Below are 16,835 nucleotides of genomic sequence, written 5' to 3' on the forward strand. Positions count from 1 at the left end.
CGCACAAATGCACAATCCCCCGAACATGCCGGTCAGAACAGGCCGCTATCTATCCGGCGAAAGGTGGGGTCTGCCCAGCGCAGACCGTGCACCGCGTCGTAAAGGTCTTCGTTCTCCAGCAGGACGAACTGGTCGCCATAAAGGTCCGGCCTAATGGGCTGGGCGGCGCGCCGGGCCACCAGGTCGGCCCGCGCGCGGTGCGGAATCTGAACCAGGAAAGGCTGCAGGGCGCGGGCGGCGGTACCGGGCGATGCCCCCCACCCCAGGCGTTCGACCTGTTCCATGACCCGGTCCCGCTCCGGTCCATAGGGAATGATGACCGGCACTTGAGTGTCTTCGATCAGGCGCACGGCGGCCGCAATATCAGCGAAGGGGAAGTCCAGACTGCGGGCCCGTTCCTCCAAGGCGGGCAGCACACCCCGCCGCCCGCCCACCTCCGCGCCGTCCAGCCCGCCGGTGCCGTCGCGGCGCCAATACACCTCGCGGAAATAGGTTTCGATGGTGTCCAGGGACAAGGGATCGTCAACACCCAGGAGGAAGGGGGCGGCGGCATCCACATACTCGCGCAAGGACGGCGGCGGCTTGTGGTCCGGGTGGTCGGCCGGCATGAAGACCACGACCCGTCCCCCATCTATCCCCAGTTCCCCATGCCGGTTGCAGCGCCCGGCGGCCTGGGCCACGCTGTCCAACCCGGCGATGGCGCGCCAGACGGTGGGGAAACTGACATCCACCCCGGCCTCGATCAGGGAGGTGGCCACCAGTCGAATGGGGCGGCCCTGGGCCAGGTCATCCCGGATCTCCGCCAGCACCCGGCGCCGGTGTGCGGCGCACAGACCGGTGGTCAAGAGACGGACGGTGGCCCCATCCCCCGTCGCCTGCCGCAAGGTTTCGAACAGGTCCAGCGCGTGGCGGCGGTTGTTGACGATGCACAGCACCTGCGGTTCAGCCGCCAGGTGCCCCGCCAACGCCTCCACGTCCAGGGGGCGGGTTTCCACGCGCACGCGCACCCGTTTCAACGCCCGGTGCAGGGCTGGCGGATCGGGCGCCAGTTCCCGGACGTTTTCCAGTCCCCGGGGGAAATCGGGGCGCCGGCCGACGGCCGGCTGCGTCGCGGTGCACAAGACCACCGAGCAGCGATAATGGTCGGCCAGTTCCCGGATGACCTCCAGGCAGGGCAGCAGGAACTTGACCGGCAGGGTCTGGGCCTCATCCAGCACGATGACGGAGCCCGCGATGTTGTGCAGCTTGCGGCAGCGGCCGGGCCGGTTGGAGAACAGGCTTTCGAAAAACTGTACGGCGGTGGTGACGACCACGGGCCGGTCCCAATTCTCCGCCGCCAATCGAACCTTGCGCGCGCCATCCCGCGCCTCATCGTCCGTCCCCTCGCCCACCGGACTGCCATCCTTGGCGCCACGCCCAACATCCGGGTCATAGGCGCTGTGATGCTCGAGCACCGCGTCGGCGTCACCCAAGGCCTCACAGAACACGTCGGCCGTCTGCTCGATGACCGAAGTGAAGGGGATGACGTGAATGACCCGCCGCAGGCCGTGGGCCAAGGCATGGTCGAGCGCGAAGGCGAGGGAAGTCAGGGTCTTGCCGCCACCGGTGGGAACGGTCAGGGAAAACAGGCCGGGTGGCAGGCCGGCGCGATCGCGGGCGGTAGCCAGGACGTCCGCGCGCAGCCGATCAACCTCGGTCAGGCCGCCCCTCTCCCGCACCGCCGCCAGATGGTTTTCCAGATTATCCCGCAAGTTGGCCAGCGTAGTGGCGCATCCGCGCTCCACAGGCTGCTTATGCAAACGGGCATAGAATCCTTCGGTGGCCAGACGGTCGGCATCCACCAGGCAGGAAAACAGCATGCGCGCCAACAGCGCCTGGCCGAAGGCGCTGAACGGCTTCAAGCTGCGCCGCACCAAAGCGGGATCGGGCAGGTCCACGCCATCCGGCAAGCCCGGCGGATCCCCGAAGTTGTGCAGCCGCTGGACCAAGGGCGTCACGTCGCCCCCGGTGGCACCGTTGGCCAGGCCGGCATGATGGCCGGCAATGCCGAACGCCATCAGCTTGCCCCAGCGCTCGCCATAAGCCCGTAGGGCTGTGACGGCACCCGCCGTGGAATGGTCGGGGCTGGAGCCCCGGCCTCGGATATAGAGCTGGAACGCCGAGTCAGCCTTGCCCAGGTCATGCAGCCACCCCATGGCCCGGGCGGCGGCCCCCATGCCGAATGCGTCGGCGCATCCACCGGCGCGGTCGCCGACTTCGGACAGGTGGTGGATCAGTGGCTCGCCATCGGCGCCGTCGGACCGCAGCCCGGAATGGGCAAGGAGCGGACCATCGAATGGAACAACCGGCATTTGGGCGGCCTGGAAGCGATACACCGCTTAAAAGTGTTCAGACGACCAGCCGCCTGTCAACGGGTGGTCCCTGACGCGGGGAAAGGTCACCGGTGAAAGAGTGGAACCAAGCCCAATAGGTGAAGGGATCACCTCACCTTCGCTCTGGCCTGCCTTCCCTCGGTGGAGGCAGCAGGTTATCGTCGTGTCGCTCTTCTGTGTTGTCGTCGTTTCAACCCATGCCCCGGTACTAAACCATCTTCCCCCGCTCCTGAGGCTTGCCTCAATGCGGGCGATTTGAGCCGCATTTGGACTTTGGCTCCTCACACGAGGCTAATTTCAGGCTTGACCCGGCAGAGGGACGGCGACATATCCTACAGGTTGCAATTTGGCCATTTACCCTCGTTGGCGGCTTTCCTGAATTTTAGACGTGCTCCCCCCGTAACAGGGAAAGTTTGAAGAGAAAATAAAAGGAACTGGAACGGACATTCTGCAACTTATGAATGATTTTCTCTGGCTGGAGGCGGGCTCCGCCTTCAAATTTTCGAATTTTGCTGTGTCCTGCTTTTTTATCAACCCCTCTTGATAAAATACCAACTGAGCGCCAGTGTTTACCCCATGCTGACTCCCGAGCAAATTCGAAGCGCCCGCAGCATGATGGGCTGGACACAGGCTGAGTTAGCGTACCGTTGCGGGTTGTCCACCACCAGTCTAAACAACATTGAACGCGGCCTGACCACGCCCAGGGACGTCACGGTCAACGCCATCCGACGAGCGTTTGAGGAGGAAGGCCTGGCGTTCATCCCCGCCAGCGGCACCTTGGGACCAGGCGTAAGATTATGTTTCTCCACCCCACCAGCTGTCATCGGCGGCCACCCCGTGATCCGCCCGGAAGGACTGAGCAGCGATAGAGTCTGCCGCCTCTTGGGCGAGGCGGTACAGGAACCGGGCTGCCAATCGCTGAGGCTATTCCTGTTGCCGAATAGCGTACCCGGAGCCCATTACAAATATACCCTTAATGCGTTGCTCGAATTTGACGACCGGTGTTTGTTGACCGATCGCTCGACATTGTACCTGGCGCTGGACAATTTAAGACGCATGGCGGAGGTCCTGGCGGTCTATGATGCGGCCCTTAAGGGCCGGCAGTTGACGGAGTTCGTCCGCGCGCCGTTACCTCAGGACACCGAACCCTTGGAGGCGGCTGAAGCTCTGGACCTTATTCGCAAGCAGCCGGTCGATAAGCTTGTTGATTTCGAACAGCTGGAAGCCCTAGGTCGCGCATATCCTGCCCTTGTCACCACCGATGCGGAATGGTTCTGAACAGCCATTTCTTCATTAGCGCCTCAAGCATGACCACGCTGTTGAGCTTTACCCTCACGCCAGCCGCTGAGCCAGTTCCTCCGCATCGGCGTGGTAGTACCGGCTCAGCATCGACAGCGTCTTGTGCCCGGTGACCCGCATTAGCTCCAAGGGATTGGTGTAAACCTTGGCGAGCCGGCTGGTCGCCTCGTGCCGAAGGTCGTGGAAGGTCAGGTCGGGGATCTTCTTCCCCACTGTACGGGCGAAGGTGATTTTGAGCGCATTCTGGTCAACCGGGAAAAGCCGGCCGGCCTTGGCCCCGAACCCGGGCAGGGAACGAATGGCCTCCACCGCGGCGCTGGAAAGGGGCACCCTACGCACATCGCCGTTCTTGGAACCTTGGCCGCTCAGGCCACGGATGGTCATGACCCGCTTCTCCAGGTCCACGTCCTTCCAGTCGAGCGAGCACAGTTCGCCTTGCCGCGCGGCGGTCTCGATGGCTAGCCGGGCCAGCGGCACCGTCAGGGCCGCGTGACGGCCCGCCGCAAGCGCCTTGAACAGGGTTTCCTCCTCTGCGGGACACTCCTCCCGTCCCGCAACGACGCGGGCGGGCTGCAACCGGCGCTCCCGCTTCCGGTCAGCCCCCTTCGGACGCGCCGTGAGCTTGGCCGACGCCATATTGTCGACCACATGGACGCCCCATTCGGACCGGGCGTGGTTGATGACGGTCGCGATAAGGTTCAACCGGCGGACGATGGTAGCCGGAGCGTAAGCGGCGGCGGCCATCCGATCACGGAAGGCGCCCACATCCTTCGACGCCAGCATGGTCATCCGCATCAGGCTGATCTGGTCGTCCAGGATCACGGCCAAGTGGCCCTTCTCCTTGTCGCCACCGAGCTTGGTGGGTGTGATCTCCGTCTGATAGCGGCGTATCAAGTCGCCCAGGGTGTTGCGCTCCGCCTCGCTGCGATCGACGAAGACGCCACGGGAGATTTCCGATTCCATCTCGGCGGCCCAACGCTTCGCATCGGTCCTGGTCTCGAAGGTTTTGGATTGGGTGGGGAAGCCGTTACGCCGGATCTTCACCTGGTAGCCAATGACCTGGCCTTCCCGGTTCTTCCGGGGAGCGATGGTAGCCATGGGAATGACGTCTCCGCTGGATGTCCCGCGGATCCATTTGTCCCCAGATTGTCCCGCAAAATCCAGCCGAAACGCTGGAAGCGTGGCGTCCCCTACGGGATTCGAACCCGTGTCGCCGCCGTGAAAGGGCGGTGTCCTAGGCCTCTAGACGAAGGGGACAGCGGGGTGGATACATAATGATCCGGCCCCGATAAGGCAAGCGGATAAAAAGTCCCGCCCACCGGTTTTCGCGCATAGGGGGTCTGCCTGTAAGCGCGGCCGGATCGGGCGGGAAAACGGTGATGGTTCCTCGTCAGCGGAAGCGTTCGATGGCGCGTTCCGCTTTCAGGATCAGGTCCAGCATGGGTTCGGTCTTGGGCATGGAGCGCAAGACCTTCTCCAGCGCCTGCAGCTGGGCCGAGACGGCCTTGTTCTTGCCGCGTGCCCGCAGATATTCGAAACGGAAGTTGATGGCCGTCTGGAAGGTGGCCTCCAAATCCGCCTCCTTGGCACGGATGGACCGGTCGAAGCCTTCCTTTTCCGCCACCTTGCGGCAGGCGGTGAACAGGGTCGCGGCAGCCTGAGCCACCGACACCTCGTCATCCGAGGGGCTGTGGGCCATATCGGGCACCAGCCGCACCTCCAGCTTCTCGCGCACTTCCTTCTGCGGCAGCACCAGGGCCGCGTCGCGAACCGCCACGCTGGCGAACTGGTCTGCCGCCTGGGTCACCTTCTGCCGGGCCTCGACCATCATGGTCTCCCATCCGGCGTTGCCGAACTCCTTCACCTCTTCCGCCATGCCCTGCACCATGGCGCCGGCGTCGGAGATGAGGCGGGCGCACGTCATCAGCCAGACCCGCCGGGTCATGCCCCGATCGCCCGTTGCCGTGCGCCCGATCTCCGCCAAGGTGCGGGTCAGGTCGCCGAACAGCTTGGCCGGAATCATCTGCAGGCCGGCACTGTCGCCGCCGGCACGCAGCAGATCGGCCGACAGCAGGCGCACCAGGCGCAGCGACTGCCACGGCTGGGCGAGCAGGCGCAACAGACCGTGGAAGTAATAGTCGACCACCTCGCGGTCGGCAGCATGCAGGTGCATGTAGCCGTTCTTGGCAATGACCGTGCCCTGGGGATTGAAGTCATGTACCCTGCCGTCCGCCGTGCGCGGGCACACCGCGCGGATCTGGTCGAACCAGGGGGTCAACAGCGGATCCAGGCCCAGGATGCGCGCTATTTCAGCCGCATCCCCGAACGCGCGCTCGCTGCCCAGCAACACCTCCAACTCACGCTTGCGTACGGCAGACTGCGCCGCTTCCGCCAACAGGGTGGTGGTGGCCTCCGCCGCGATGCTGCGGCCGAACTGGACGACGGCGTCGATCTCATCCTGCCGTTCCGATGCCACGGCGTTGCGATATTCCGCCGTCGCCGCCGCCAGACGCGGCCGGTAGGGGGACCCCATGAGCAGGCGCCACCAGGGCGCCAGGCTGGACCGGGCCACCACCGCCCGGCGCGCGGCGCCCACGGAGTCGCCATCGATCAGGTAGGGTTCCAGGCAAACGCACAGCGCCCGCTGGAAGGTGGGCACGCGCACGGGCCGCAGGCTGCGCAGCATGGGGCGCAGGCACGTCAGGATCTGTTCGTCGGAGGCGGCGCCCGTCTCGGTCGCGCGGGCCTTTTCAACGGCGGCGGCGACACGGACCAGCGACCCCTCATCCAGGGTGCGGAAGTGGGATTCCAGGCGGCTGAGGGTCGATTCCGGCGCGGCGTCGGCCGGGGCTTCCGGCGCGGCCGCAACCACTCGTTTCGTTCCAGGCTGTCCCGACATCAATACCCCCTCATCCCCGCCGGATGTCCTCGTCGGCTGCCCGGGCGGAGCCTTGGAACCTTCACGCGTTGTAATGATCGGCCCTTTGATTTTTATGGTCGACAGCCATTCAATGTCCCGCCAAGAGTAACGACGGAACAGAATGACCCCTTGCCCGTAAGGATCGTTTAATGCAGCGCCGCTGTCAATCCAGTCCTATCCATAATCGGAAAATGATGAACCCATGACAGCCGGGTTACCGCCAAGCATAAACCGACGCCGATGGACGTCGCTACTTAACGTGTGACAGAATAATCCGCTCAATAATTTGGATGAACCCAGCAATGGAGAGAGGACCGCAGGACCGCGATTCCGGGCGGACGGAAAGATAGTTTTGGTTAAACTACCATATGCATCGGCATTGAGCCGACGGCACGCGGGCATAAGCGCGGCTGACACCTAGTCTCAACACCGCAATGTCGGCCGACATACATCCGACTGGAAGCGGAAAATATGAAAATCATCGCCACCGAAGCCCCGGTAGGGGCCGTAACGACTTTCTTACTTTCGTACAGTGGCTAACGGCGTAAATGCGCCGCGCCGCCCTATCCAACCGGGATAAATGTCGCCAGCTTCACGATGCGCCCGGCAAAGCGGCGTCATCAATGGTCAGCTGCACGCCCTCCGCCCCGTTCCAACGGTCGGCGCGCAGGGTGCCGGCCAAGTGCATAGGCCGGCCGCCATGGTTCAGCAGGGCGGGCCCCAGATCCTCATCCATGGCGCGGAAGGCGATGGCCTTGAGGCGGGCGCCATCGGCTGAGGACAGGATGCAGCGCACATGGTTGCCGCCGACCACGTCGGCCCGCACGATGCGGGCGTCGGCCACGGCCAGGCGCGGTTCGGAGTTGCCGGTGCCGAAGGGGCCCAGGCGGGTGATGTGGCCCAGCAGGTCGGCGGAGGCGCCGCGCACCGACACCACCCCGTCCAGGTGCAGGGTGGGCACCAACGGGCCCTGCCCCGCTGTCTGTTGCGCGATGCGGTCGGCCAGGAAGGCGCGCAGGTCGGCCAGCCTGTCCTCCGCCACCGTGAACCCCGCCGCCATGGCATGGCCGCCGCCGGCCAGCAGCAGGCCGGCCTGGCGGGCGGCGATGACGGCCGAGCCCAAGTCTATGCCCCGGACCGAGCGGCCCGAGGCCTTGCCGATGCCGCCTTCCAGCGCCACCACGCAGGCCGGCACGCCATAGCGCTCCTTGAGGCGGGAGGCGACGATGCCAATGACGCCGGGATGCCAGCCCGCCCCCGCGATCACCAGCGCCCCGGCATCGGTAAGCGGATCGGTGGAAGCCTGCGCCTCCACCATGGCGATGGCCTCTTCCAGCACCAGGGCCTCGATGGCCCGGCGCTCGGCGTTCAGGGTGTGCAACTGGGCCGCCAGCTCACGCGCCTCCACCGGGTCCTCGGTGGACAGCAGGCGGGTGCCGAGGTCGGCGCGGCCCACCCGGCCGCCGGCGTTGACGCGCGGCCCCAGGATGTAGCCGGCGTGATAAGCGTCCATGCGTTCATTGATGCCGGCGACGTCGGCCAGGGCGGCCAGACCCACGTTGTTGCGGCGGCTCATCACCTTCAGGCCCTGCGCCACCAGGGCGCGATTCAGGCCCACCAGGGGCACCACGTCGCAAACGGTGCCCAATGCCACCAGGTCCAGCCAGCCCATCAGGTCCGGCTCCGCCCGGTTGGCGTACCAGCCGGCGGCGCGCAGGACCCGGTTGACCGCCACCACCAGCAGGAAGCTGACGCCCACCGCCGCGAGGCTGCCCAGGCGGTCGGTCACGGTCTCGTCGAGGCGGTTGGGGTTCACCACGGCCCGGGCCGTGGGCAGGGCCGGTTCCGCCTTGTGATGATCGACGACGATGACCTCCAGCCCGGCCTGCGCGGCGGCGGCCAGGGGTTCGAACGAGGTCACGCCGCAATCGACCGTGATGACCAGATCCACCCCGGCCTCGCGCAGGCGCAGCAGCGCCGGGGCGTTGGGGCCGTAACCTTCGTTGATGCGGTCGGGAATATAGGCCTGGATGTCGGCGCCCACGGCGCGGAAGAAGCGCACCAGCAGGGCGGAGGAGGTGGCACCGTCAACGTCGTAGTCGCCGAAGACGGCCAAGCGCCGGCCGCGCCGCACAGCGTCGGCCAGATGCTCCGCCGCTGCCTGCATATCCAGCAGAGCGTGGGGATCGGGCAGGAAGCGTTTCAGTGTGGGGCCCAGGAAATCCTCGGCCTGGTCCAGGTCGACGCCGCGCGCCGCCAGGACCCGCCCCACCAGCTCCGGCAGGCCGCCGCGCTGGGCATGGGCCAGGGCCAGCCTCTCATCATGCGGACGGGCCAGCCAGCGCCGGCCGGTGGCGGACCGTGAGACCCCCAACAGGGGGCGAGGCTCGCCGGCAGGATTGTCCCCCGCCGGCGAGCTCAAGAACGTTATGTTATTCTGCATCCGGAATGAATTTGGTCTTGGTGCGGAGATTGTGGTGCGCCTCAACATAGCGCACCGTGCCGCTCTTCGACCGCATAATCACTGAATGGGTGTAGGCCCCGCCGGGGAAGCGGCGCACACCGCGCAGCATGGTGCCGGTGGTCACGCCGGTGGCGGCGAACATGACGTTGCCGCTGGCGAGGTCCGTCAGGCCATACTTGCGGTCCAGGTCGGTGACGCCCCAGCGCTTGGCGCGGGCGCGTTCGTCGTCGTTGCGGAACAGCAGGCGGCCCTGCATCTGGCCGCCGATGCAGCGCAGGGCGGCGGCGGCCAGCACGCCTTCCGGCGCGCCGCCGGAACCGACATACAGGTCGATGCCGCTGTCGGGCTGCGCGGTGGAGATGACACCGGACACGTCGCCATCGCCGATCAGCATGATGCGGGCGCCGGCGGCGCGCACGCGGGCGATCAGCTCGCGGTGGCGGGGGCGGTCCAGGATGCAGACCACCAGTTCCTCCACCGTGGCATGCTTGGCCAGGGCCAGGTTCTTCAGGTTGGTCTCGATCTTCTCATCGATGTCGACCACGCCCTCGGGGAGGCCCGCACCCACGGCGATCTTGTCCATGTAGACGTCGGGGGCGTTCAGGAAGCCGCCCGATTCCGCCATGGCGATGACCGCCAGGGCGTTGGGGCCGCCGGTGGCGGTGATGGTGGTCCCTTCCAGAGGGTCCAGCGCGATGTCGATCTTGGGGCCATGGCCACTGCCGACCTTTTCACCAATGTACAGCATGGGCGCCTCGTCGCGCTCACCCTCGCCGATCACCACGGTGCCGTCGATGGCCAGGCTGTTCAGGGCCTTGCGCATGGCATCCACCGCGGCCTGGTCGGCGGCCTTCTCATCCCCGCGGCCCATCAGCAGCGACGCGGACAAGGCGGCCGCCTCGGTCACGCGCACCGCTTCCAGGGCCAGGTTGCGGTCCATAACCAGGCTGATGTCGCCCTTCGGATCGACGGGCGCCTCAATAGCCTTGCTCATAGTCATCTTCCCCTGAGTCTGTTTGCCGTCGGACCCCTTATTATAAGGACGGGGTCCGTGACGGTGGTGTGTCAATAATCCTCGATACGGATCATCCGCGGCGTTTCCTGAACCGCGTCCAGCCCGCCTATGACGGCCAGGGCGCGCAACATCGCCACCTCTTCTGTATCGTGGGTGGTCAGCACCACCGGAACAGCCTCACCTGGCGCCCGCCCCCGCTGCAGGAACGACTCCATGGAGACGTTCTGGTCGCGCAGGGCCGCGGCGACGTCGGCGATGACGCCCGGACGGTCGACCACCATGAGGCGCACATAATACCGTCCGCGCCGCGCCGACAAGGGGGCAGGAGTCAGGGGTGCCAGTTGGCCGGCGGGTACGGCGAAGGTGGGGGTGCGGCGGCCGATGGCGATATCCACCAGGTCCGCGACCACGGCCGAAGCGGTGGGACCCGCTCCGGCCCCCCGGCCCACCAGCGCCACCTTGTCGGCGAAATCGCTGTCGGCGACCACGGCGTTGAACACCCCGTCGGTGGCGGCGATGAGGGAACCGACCGGCACCATGCAGGGGTTCACCCGCTGCTCGATGCCGTTTTCCGTCCGGCGGGCGATGCCCAGCAGCTTGATGCGGTAGCCCAGCTGCCCGGCGTAGTCGATGTCCAGGGCGGAGATGTGACGGATGCCCTCGACATGCACGTTGGCGAAGTCCACCCGCGTGCCGAAGGCGACGGAGGTGAGGATGGCCAGCTTGTGCGCCGCGTCCACGCCATCGATGTCGAAGCTGGGGTCCGCCTCGGCATAGCCCTTGGCCTGGGCCTCGGCCAGGACGTCGCCGAAGTCGCGGCCCGTGGTCCGCATCTCGGTCAGGATGTAGTTGCAGGTGCCGTTCAGGATGCCGTGCACCTCGCGCACCTGGTTGGCGGCCAGGCCTTCGCGCAGGCCCTTGATGACGGGGATGCCGCCGGCCACCGCCGCCTCGAACGCCAGGGTCAGGCCCTGGGCCTCGGCCTGGGTGGCCAGCGCCGTGCCGTGGTGGGCCAGCAGCGCCTTGTTGGCCGTGACGACGTGCTTGCCATGGGCCAGCGCCGTCTCGACGGTGCGGGCGGCTATGCCGTCCGACCCGCCGATCAATTCCACCACCACGTCAACCTGGTCGTCCGACGCCAGGTCGACGGCGTTGTCGTACCAGCGCACGGACGACAGATCGACGCCCCGGTCGCGGGTGCGATCGCGGGCGCTGACGGCCGTGACCACCATCGGCCGGCCAACACGCCGGGCCAGCAGGTCGCCCTGGGTGGCGAGCAGCTTCAGGACCCCGGCGCCGACGGTGCCAAGACCCGCGATGCCCACGCGCAGCGGTGCCGTACCCATGCTTTCCCCCTTATCGACCGCAACCATCAGACTTAGATCACTTTTTTGGAGGCAGCGTCGCCACCGTTGCCGGTCCGGTGCAGGAAGGCCCGGATGTTGCGGCAGGCCTGACGGATGCGCTGGACGTTTTCCACCAGGCCGAAACGGACATGCTCGTCACCATACTCGCCAAAGCCGATGCCGGGGGAGACGGCGACCTGCGCCTCCTGCAGCAGCAGCTTGGAGAATTCCAGCGAGCCCATGGCGCGGAAGGGCTCAGGAATGCGGGCCCAGACGAACATGGTGGCGGCCGGCGGCGGCACGTCCCAGCCGGCGGCCGCCAGGCCGTCGATCAGGGCGTCGCGGCGCGCCTTGTACATTTGGCGGATTTCCTCCACGCAGTCCTGCGGCCCGTTCAGCGCGGCGGTGGCCGCCACCTGGATGGGGGTGAAGGCGCCATAGTCGACGTAGGACTTGAACTTGGCCAGCGCGCCGATGAGCTTCTTCGAGCCCACGCCGAAGCCCACGCGCCAGCCCGGCATGTTGTACGTCTTGCTGAGGCTGTTGAATTCCACCGTGATGTCGCGCGCCTCGGGGATCTGCAGGATGGATGGCGGCGGGTTGCCGTCGAAATAGATCTCCGCGTACGCGATGTCCGACAGGATGTATATGCCATGCTTCAGGCACAGCTCCACGATCGGGCGGTAGAAGTCCAGCGTGACCGTCTGCGTCGTCGGGTTGGCCGGGAAGCTGACGATGACGGCGATAGGCTTGGGCACCGAGTGGCGGATGGCGCGTTCCAGCGTCTCCACGAAATTGTCCAGGCCTTCCACCACCGGGATATGCCGCAGGGCGGCACCCGCCAGCATGAAGCCGAAGGGGTGGATGGGGTAGGAGGGATTGGGCACCAGGATGACATCGCCCGGGCTGGTGATGGCCTGGGCCAGGTTGGCCAGCCCTTCCTTGGAGCCGATGGTGACGCAGGCCTCCGTCTCCGGGTCGATGTCGACGTCGAATCGGCGCTTGTAATAGGCGGAGATCGCCTTGCGCAGGCCGGGGATGCCGCGGGACATGGAATAGCGGTGCGTCTTGGGATTGCGCACGGCCTCCACCAGCTTTTCCACGATGTGGGGCGGGGTGGGCTGGTCGGGGTTGCCCATGCCGAGGTCGATGATGTCCTCACCGGCCGCGCGAGCTCGCGCCTTCATCGCGTTCACTTCGGCGAACACATAGGGCGGCAGGCGCTTAATGCGGTGGAACTCTTCGTTCATGGGACGGTCTGTACCGATTTCAGGGTGGATGGGAGGCATGGTGGCCGATGGGTTTGTATCGTCCCGGCCGCAACCGGGCGACAGCAATTTCCACAGGGCGGGCATCCCGTTTCAAGACATTTGCTTACAAGAACGCCCGCACCCAGCTAATTTTCCGCCCCAATCCTATCCCAGGGCCCGTAAAGGCCCGGGATGTGCCGGATCAGTTCTGGGGGGTCTGGCTGGTGCCGTTGGCGGCGGGGGCACCAGCCTGGCTAACCGCGGCGCCGGTGGCGGCACGGGCGGGGGCGGGGGCGGCAACGGGGGCGGCCGGGACGGCGTCGGGCACGCGGCCCGGCACGGCGGGCGGCGCGCTGGGCACCACCGGCATCTTGCTCTGGCTGGGCGCGGCCTGGCCACCGGCGGCGGGGCCGCCAAACAGCGCGTTGGACGAGGTGGCGCGCTGCACGGACTGCTGGTCGGGGGAAGCCTGGTACTTGTTCAGGTCCGTGGCGATGGAGCCCGCCGCCGTCCGGTCCGCCAGCAGGGCATCCATGTCCTTCTGCCGCGTGGCGGGATCGGGCACATTCTTCGGCCGCTCGGGCACCGAGGCCAGGTTGGGCCATACGTCGGGCGGCGGTCCCACACGGCGCACCGGCCGCTCACCCAGCAGCAAGGCCTTGCTGCTGGCGTCGTTCGCCATGGGCTCAGGATCCTCAGGCCCATCGTGGAACATGGCCTGGGGCACCAGCTGGCCGGCGCATCCGCCCAAACTCAAGCCGGCACCGGCAAGCGCCAGCACCAACAGGCCCCGGCCGGCAAGGACGCGCGCGCCCGCGACGGCGCCGGCGGCGCCCAGGGGCGCGCCCCGGTGGGACCGGAAACGGTTTGGGTGACCTTCCTGGGTGCCTGCACCCGTGGGCCGTGCGTCAGCGTCGGTGAAAATCATGGCCGGATCGTGTATGAAATCCCTACGGGCCGCAAGCGCCGTGACCAGCCGTAACCCAGCCTTCTTACGGCGGCGGAACGGCCGGGCAGCGGGCGGGCGACCCCGCCGGACCCGCGTGGAACACCTCGCGCGGCCGCCGCTTCATCAGAACAGCCCCTGGTAGTCCCCCCTGGTAATCGAGGCGAAGGAACAAGAAAGCATGGCCGATACCCCGCCCAAGCGTACCCGGTCCCCGCGTGTTTCCAAGACTGCCCCCGAAACCGTCCCCCCCGCCCCGACTCAGCCGAAGGCCGCCGCCGCGAAAGCCGCCGTGACGAAGGCGCCCGCCGCGAAGACCGCGGCGCCCAAGGCCCAGGCGCGTGGGACCACGCCCCAGCGGACCACGCCCCAGCCCGCCCCCAAGGCCGCGCCCGTGAAGGCTGCCCCTGCGAAGGCTGCGGCGGCGAAATCCGCTACAGCCAAAGCCGCCACCCCTGCGCCCAAGGCGCCCGCGAAGACCGCCGCCGCGCCGAAGCCGAAAGTGGTCCGCGCCACCCCCATCGCTCCGCCGGTGCCGGGCGCGCCGCACCTGAAGGCGCACAAGAACCTGACGCGGGAACCGTTGGCGCCGGTACCCGTTGCCGGCGTGACGGCGGAAAAGGCCAAGGCCGCCCCAGGAGCGGCCCGGGGGGGCGGGAAGCCGGCCAAGGCCGCCGCCGCGCCCGCCGTGGCCGCCAAGGCGCCGCGCCGCAAGGCCGCCCCCTTGCCACCCAGCGTGGTGATGCCGGCCGCCGCCGCGCTGGACGCGCCGAAGCCGCCCCCCTTCATGCCGGCCCCGGCGCCGAAGGCCGAGGTACCCAAGACCGAAGCATCTGCTGCCGAAGCCCCCAAGGCGGCCGCCAAGCCGGTGGCCAAGGACACCGCCAAGGATGGGCCCAATGGCGAGGTCCGTCTGCCCGACCCGGTGGAGATGACGCTGGCCATGAACCGCATCGCGGAGCAGGCGCAGCGGCTGGTGGCCGATTTCGTGGCCCGCCAGGCGCAGACGCCGGCCGACGGCACCGCCGCCGCCGACCCCATGTCCATTGCGGCCCCCTTTGGCGCCGCGTCCTTCAGCAGCCTGCCGGCCAATCTCTCCAACCTGGACCCATTCAACCTGGGCGGCGCCTTCATGGAGATGACCGCCCGGCTGATGGCCGACCCCAACCGCCTGATCGAGGCGCAACTGGGCCTGTGGCAGGACTATCTGGCCCTTTGGCAGCGCACGGCCCAGCGCCTGATGGGGGAGGAGGCGGAGCCGGTCATCAGCCCGGCCAAGGAGGACAAGCGCTTCAAGGACAAGTCCTGGGAGGAAAGCGCCGTCTTCGACTTCATCAAGCAGTCCTATCTGCTGACCGCCAAGTATGTGCAGACCGCCGTGCGTGGGGTGGAGGGGCTAGAGGGCAAGACCGCCAAGAAGGTGGATTTCTTCACCCGGCAGTTCGTGGACGCGCTGTCACCCAGCAACTTCCCCCTGACCAATCCCGAGGTGCTGCGCGTCACGCTGGAGACGGGCGGCGACAACCTTCTGAAGGGCCTGGAGAACCTGCTGAGCGACCTGGAACGCGGCCGGGGCCAGTTGGCCATCTCCATGACCGACTATGCGGCGTTCGAGGTGGGACGCAACATCGCCGTTACCCCGGGCAAGGTGGTCTTCCAGAACGAGCTGATGCAGCTGATCCAGTACGCGCCGCTGACGGAGACGGTGCACAAGACGCCGTTGCTGATCATCCCGCCCTGGATCAACAAGTTCTACATCCTGGATCTGAAGCCGGCCAATTCCCTGATCCGCTGGCTGACGGAGCAGGGCCACACCGTCTTCGTCATCTCCTGGGTCAATCCCAATGAGAAGCTGGCCGCCAAGGATTTCGAGGACTACATGGTCGAGGGGCCGCTGGCCGCCCTGGACGCCATCCAGGACGCCACCGGTGAGGAGGGCGTGAACGCCATCGGCTATTGCATCGGCGGCACTCTGCTGTCGGGCACGCTGGCCTACATGGCCGCCAAGAAAGACGCGCGCATCAAGAGCGCCATGTACCTGGTGACCTTGACCGACTTCACCGACGTGGGCGAGCTGTCGGTGTTCATCGACGAGGAGCAGCTGGGCGCGCTGGAGTCCCGCATGAAAAGCCGGGGCTACCTGGATGGCCAGTCCATGGCCACCACCTTCAACATGCTGCGCTCGAACGACCTGATCTGGTCCTTCGTGGTCAACAACTACCTGCTGGGCAAGGACCCCTTCCCCTTCGACCTGCTGTACTGGAATTCCGACAGCACCCGCATGCCGCCGGCCATGCACAGCTTCTACCTGCGCAACATGTACCAGAAGAACCTGCTGGTCCGGCCGGGCGGCATCACCCTGAAGGGCGTGCCCATCGACCTGCGCACCATCAAGACGCCCACCTTCATGCTGTCCACCCGTGAGGACCATATCGCGCCGTGGAAAAGCACCTACGCCGCCACCCAGCTCTATGGCGGGCCGGTGAAGTTCGTGCTGGCGGCCTCCGGCCATATCGCCGGCGTGGTCAACCCGCCGGCCGCCAACAAGTACAGCCACTTCCTGAACGACGCGCTGCCGGCCTCGCCCGACGACTGGCTGGCGGGCACCACCCAGGTGCCGGGCAGCTGGTGGCCCGTCTACGCCGACTGGCTGAAGCAATACGCCGGCCCCCAGGTGCCGGCCCGCACGCCCGGCGACGGCAAACTGAAGCCCATAGAGGACGCCCCCGGCAGCTATGTGAAGGTGCGAGTGGTGGAGTAAGCGTGTGCGGGCCGGGGGCGACCAATGGTCAATGGCAATCCGGCCCGCTCCTATCACAATGGCCTATATAGCGCAGCGCTATATTTCTAGGCTTCGGTATAGCGCTACGCTATATCCATGTTTGCGGCAATCGCAGGTGCTGCATGACGATGGGACGTCAAACATGGAAACATATCTCTCTTGGAACGAGCCTAATTGGGAAGAGGATCCTCGGCCATTTGCCAACTGTCTCAAGGATTGGCACGGAAGGCCCGACCGCAGCCGAGAATGGGCCGCCGACCAGCTCAGAGTTCCACCTTCAACTTATGATGCATGGTGCGCTGGACGCCGGTGTGAACGGGAAGCGTCAATGCGGCAGCTAATGACACTCATAGATCAGAATAGCTGCTTCCGTGCCTTTTACCTTCCTCATGCCGGCGTCGGCAGCAGCGGGCGCGGATCGCTAATACCGAAGGCCCCGCC

12 protein-coding genes and 1 tRNA gene are annotated in these 16,835 nt (G+C 66.7%); 3 read left to right on the forward strand and 10 right to left on the reverse strand.

Annotated features, from left to right (window positions below; translation table 11 throughout):
• Window positions 1-32: 32 nt before the first annotated feature.
• Entirely contained in the window at window positions 33-2,351 is a 2,319-nt protein-coding gene (locus FBZ88_RS15040) for a CRISPR-associated endonuclease Cas3'' (RefSeq protein ID WP_145618004.1), read from the reverse strand.
• Window positions 2,352-2,948: 597 nt separating this feature from the next.
• Here FBZ88_RS15040 and FBZ88_RS15045 point away from each other — a divergent pair.
• On the forward strand, window positions 2,949-3,650 hold the full coding sequence (locus FBZ88_RS15045) for a helix-turn-helix domain-containing protein (RefSeq protein WP_145618005.1): 702 nt from the start codon (window positions 2,949-2,951) through the stop codon (window positions 3,648-3,650).
• Window positions 3,651-3,704: 54 nt separating this feature from the next.
• Here the strand turns inward: FBZ88_RS15045 and FBZ88_RS15050 are convergent, their stop codons facing one another.
• The 8 genes from FBZ88_RS15050 to FBZ88_RS15085 all read right to left on the reverse strand — a co-directional run bounded on the left by FBZ88_RS15050 (window position 3,705) and on the right by FBZ88_RS15085 (window position 13,348).
• Window positions 3,705-4,769: a site-specific integrase gene (locus FBZ88_RS15050; protein WP_145618006.1), complete on the reverse strand. Its 1,065-nt coding sequence runs from the start codon at window positions 4,767-4,769 to the stop codon at window positions 3,705-3,707.
• 83 nt (window positions 4,770-4,852) lie between these two features.
• Window positions 4,853-4,928 (reverse strand) — tRNA-Glu (locus tag FBZ88_RS15055).
• Between the two features lie 133 nt (window positions 4,929-5,061).
• The gene (locus FBZ88_RS15060) at window positions 5,062-6,543 is read right to left on the reverse strand and encodes a hypothetical protein (protein WP_145618007.1); all 1,482 of its coding nucleotides are present in this window, start codon (window positions 6,541-6,543) and stop codon (window positions 5,062-5,064) included.
• Between the two features lie 640 nt (window positions 6,544-7,183).
• Window positions 7,184-9,034, reverse strand: a complete 1,851-nt coding sequence (gene recJ, locus FBZ88_RS15065; RefSeq protein WP_145618008.1) for a single-stranded-DNA-specific exonuclease RecJ — start codon at window positions 9,032-9,034, stop codon at window positions 7,184-7,186.
• Window positions 9,024-9,995, reverse strand: coding sequence for a class II fructose-bisphosphatase (glpX, locus tag FBZ88_RS15070; RefSeq protein WP_088874000.1), 972 nt, complete (start codon window positions 9,993-9,995; stop codon window positions 9,024-9,026). The genes recJ and glpX overlap by 11 nt, the downstream gene beginning before the upstream one ends.
• A gap of 125 nt (window positions 9,996-10,120) precedes the next feature.
• The gene (locus FBZ88_RS15075) at window positions 10,121-11,416 is read right to left on the reverse strand and encodes a homoserine dehydrogenase (RefSeq protein ID WP_145618010.1); all 1,296 of its coding nucleotides are present in this window, start codon (window positions 11,414-11,416) and stop codon (window positions 10,121-10,123) included.
• A 32-nt stretch (window positions 11,417-11,448) separates the two neighbouring features.
• Window positions 11,449-12,666, reverse strand: a complete 1,218-nt coding sequence (locus FBZ88_RS15080; protein WP_145618012.1) for an LL-diaminopimelate aminotransferase — start codon at window positions 12,664-12,666, stop codon at window positions 11,449-11,451.
• Between the two features lie 202 nt (window positions 12,667-12,868).
• On the reverse strand, window positions 12,869-13,348 hold the full coding sequence (locus tag FBZ88_RS15085) for a hypothetical protein (protein ID WP_145618013.1): 480 nt from the start codon (window positions 13,346-13,348) through the stop codon (window positions 12,869-12,871).
• 24 nt (window positions 13,349-13,372) lie between these two features.
• On the opposite strand from FBZ88_RS15085, the gene FBZ88_RS15090 reads away from it, so the two are divergent.
• On the forward strand, window positions 13,373-13,648 hold the full coding sequence (locus FBZ88_RS15090; protein WP_145618014.1) for a hypothetical protein: 276 nt from the start codon (window positions 13,373-13,375) through the stop codon (window positions 13,646-13,648).
• 225 nt (window positions 13,649-13,873) lie between these two features.
• On the opposite strand, the gene FBZ88_RS30275 is transcribed toward FBZ88_RS15090, so the two are convergent.
• Entirely contained in the window at window positions 13,874-14,128 is a 255-nt protein-coding gene (locus tag FBZ88_RS30275; RefSeq protein ID WP_186464417.1) for a hypothetical protein, read from the reverse strand.
• A 352-nt stretch (window positions 14,129-14,480) separates the two neighbouring features.
• On the opposite strand from FBZ88_RS30275, the gene FBZ88_RS15095 reads away from it, so the two are divergent.
• Window positions 14,481-16,373: a PHA/PHB synthase family protein gene (locus tag FBZ88_RS15095; RefSeq protein WP_145618152.1), complete on the forward strand. Its 1,893-nt coding sequence runs from the start codon at window positions 14,481-14,483 to the stop codon at window positions 16,371-16,373.
• Window positions 16,374-16,835 lie beyond the last annotated feature (462 nt).

Source organism: Nitrospirillum bahiense, assembly GCF_007828025.1.
Lineage (GTDB): Bacteria > Pseudomonadota > Alphaproteobacteria > Azospirillales > Azospirillaceae > Nitrospirillum > Nitrospirillum amazonense.

What these genes read in the sequence shown, in the direction of transcription:
- FBZ88_RS15040 (WP_145618004.1), bottom strand. Translation starts at nt 2,351, where the DNA reads ATGCCGGTTGTTCCATTCGATGGTCCGCTCCTTGCCCATTCCGGGCTG.
- FBZ88_RS15050 (WP_145618006.1), bottom strand. Translation starts at nt 4,769, where the DNA reads ATGGCTACCATCGCTCCCCGGAAGAACCGGGAAGGCCAGGTCATTGGC.
- recJ (WP_145618008.1), bottom strand. Translation starts at nt 9,034, where the DNA reads ATGCAGAATAACATAACGTTCTTGAGCTCGCCGGCGGGGGACAATCCT.
- glpX (WP_088874000.1), bottom strand. Translation starts at nt 9,995, where the DNA reads ATGGACCGCAACCTGGCCCTGGAAGCGGTGCGCGTGACCGAGGCGGCC.
- FBZ88_RS15085 (WP_145618013.1), bottom strand. Translation starts at nt 13,348, where the DNA reads ATGGCGAACGACGCCAGCAGCAAGGCCTTGCTGCTGGGTGAGCGGCCG.
- FBZ88_RS15075 (WP_145618010.1), bottom strand. Translation starts at nt 11,416, where the DNA reads ATGGGTACGGCACCGCTGCGCGTGGGCATCGCGGGTCTTGGCACCGTC.
- FBZ88_RS15045 (WP_145618005.1), top strand. Translation starts at nt 2,949, where the DNA reads ATGCTGACTCCCGAGCAAATTCGAAGCGCCCGCAGCATGATGGGCTGG.
- FBZ88_RS15080 (WP_145618012.1), bottom strand. Translation starts at nt 12,666, where the DNA reads ATGAACGAAGAGTTCCACCGCATTAAGCGCCTGCCGCCCTATGTGTTC.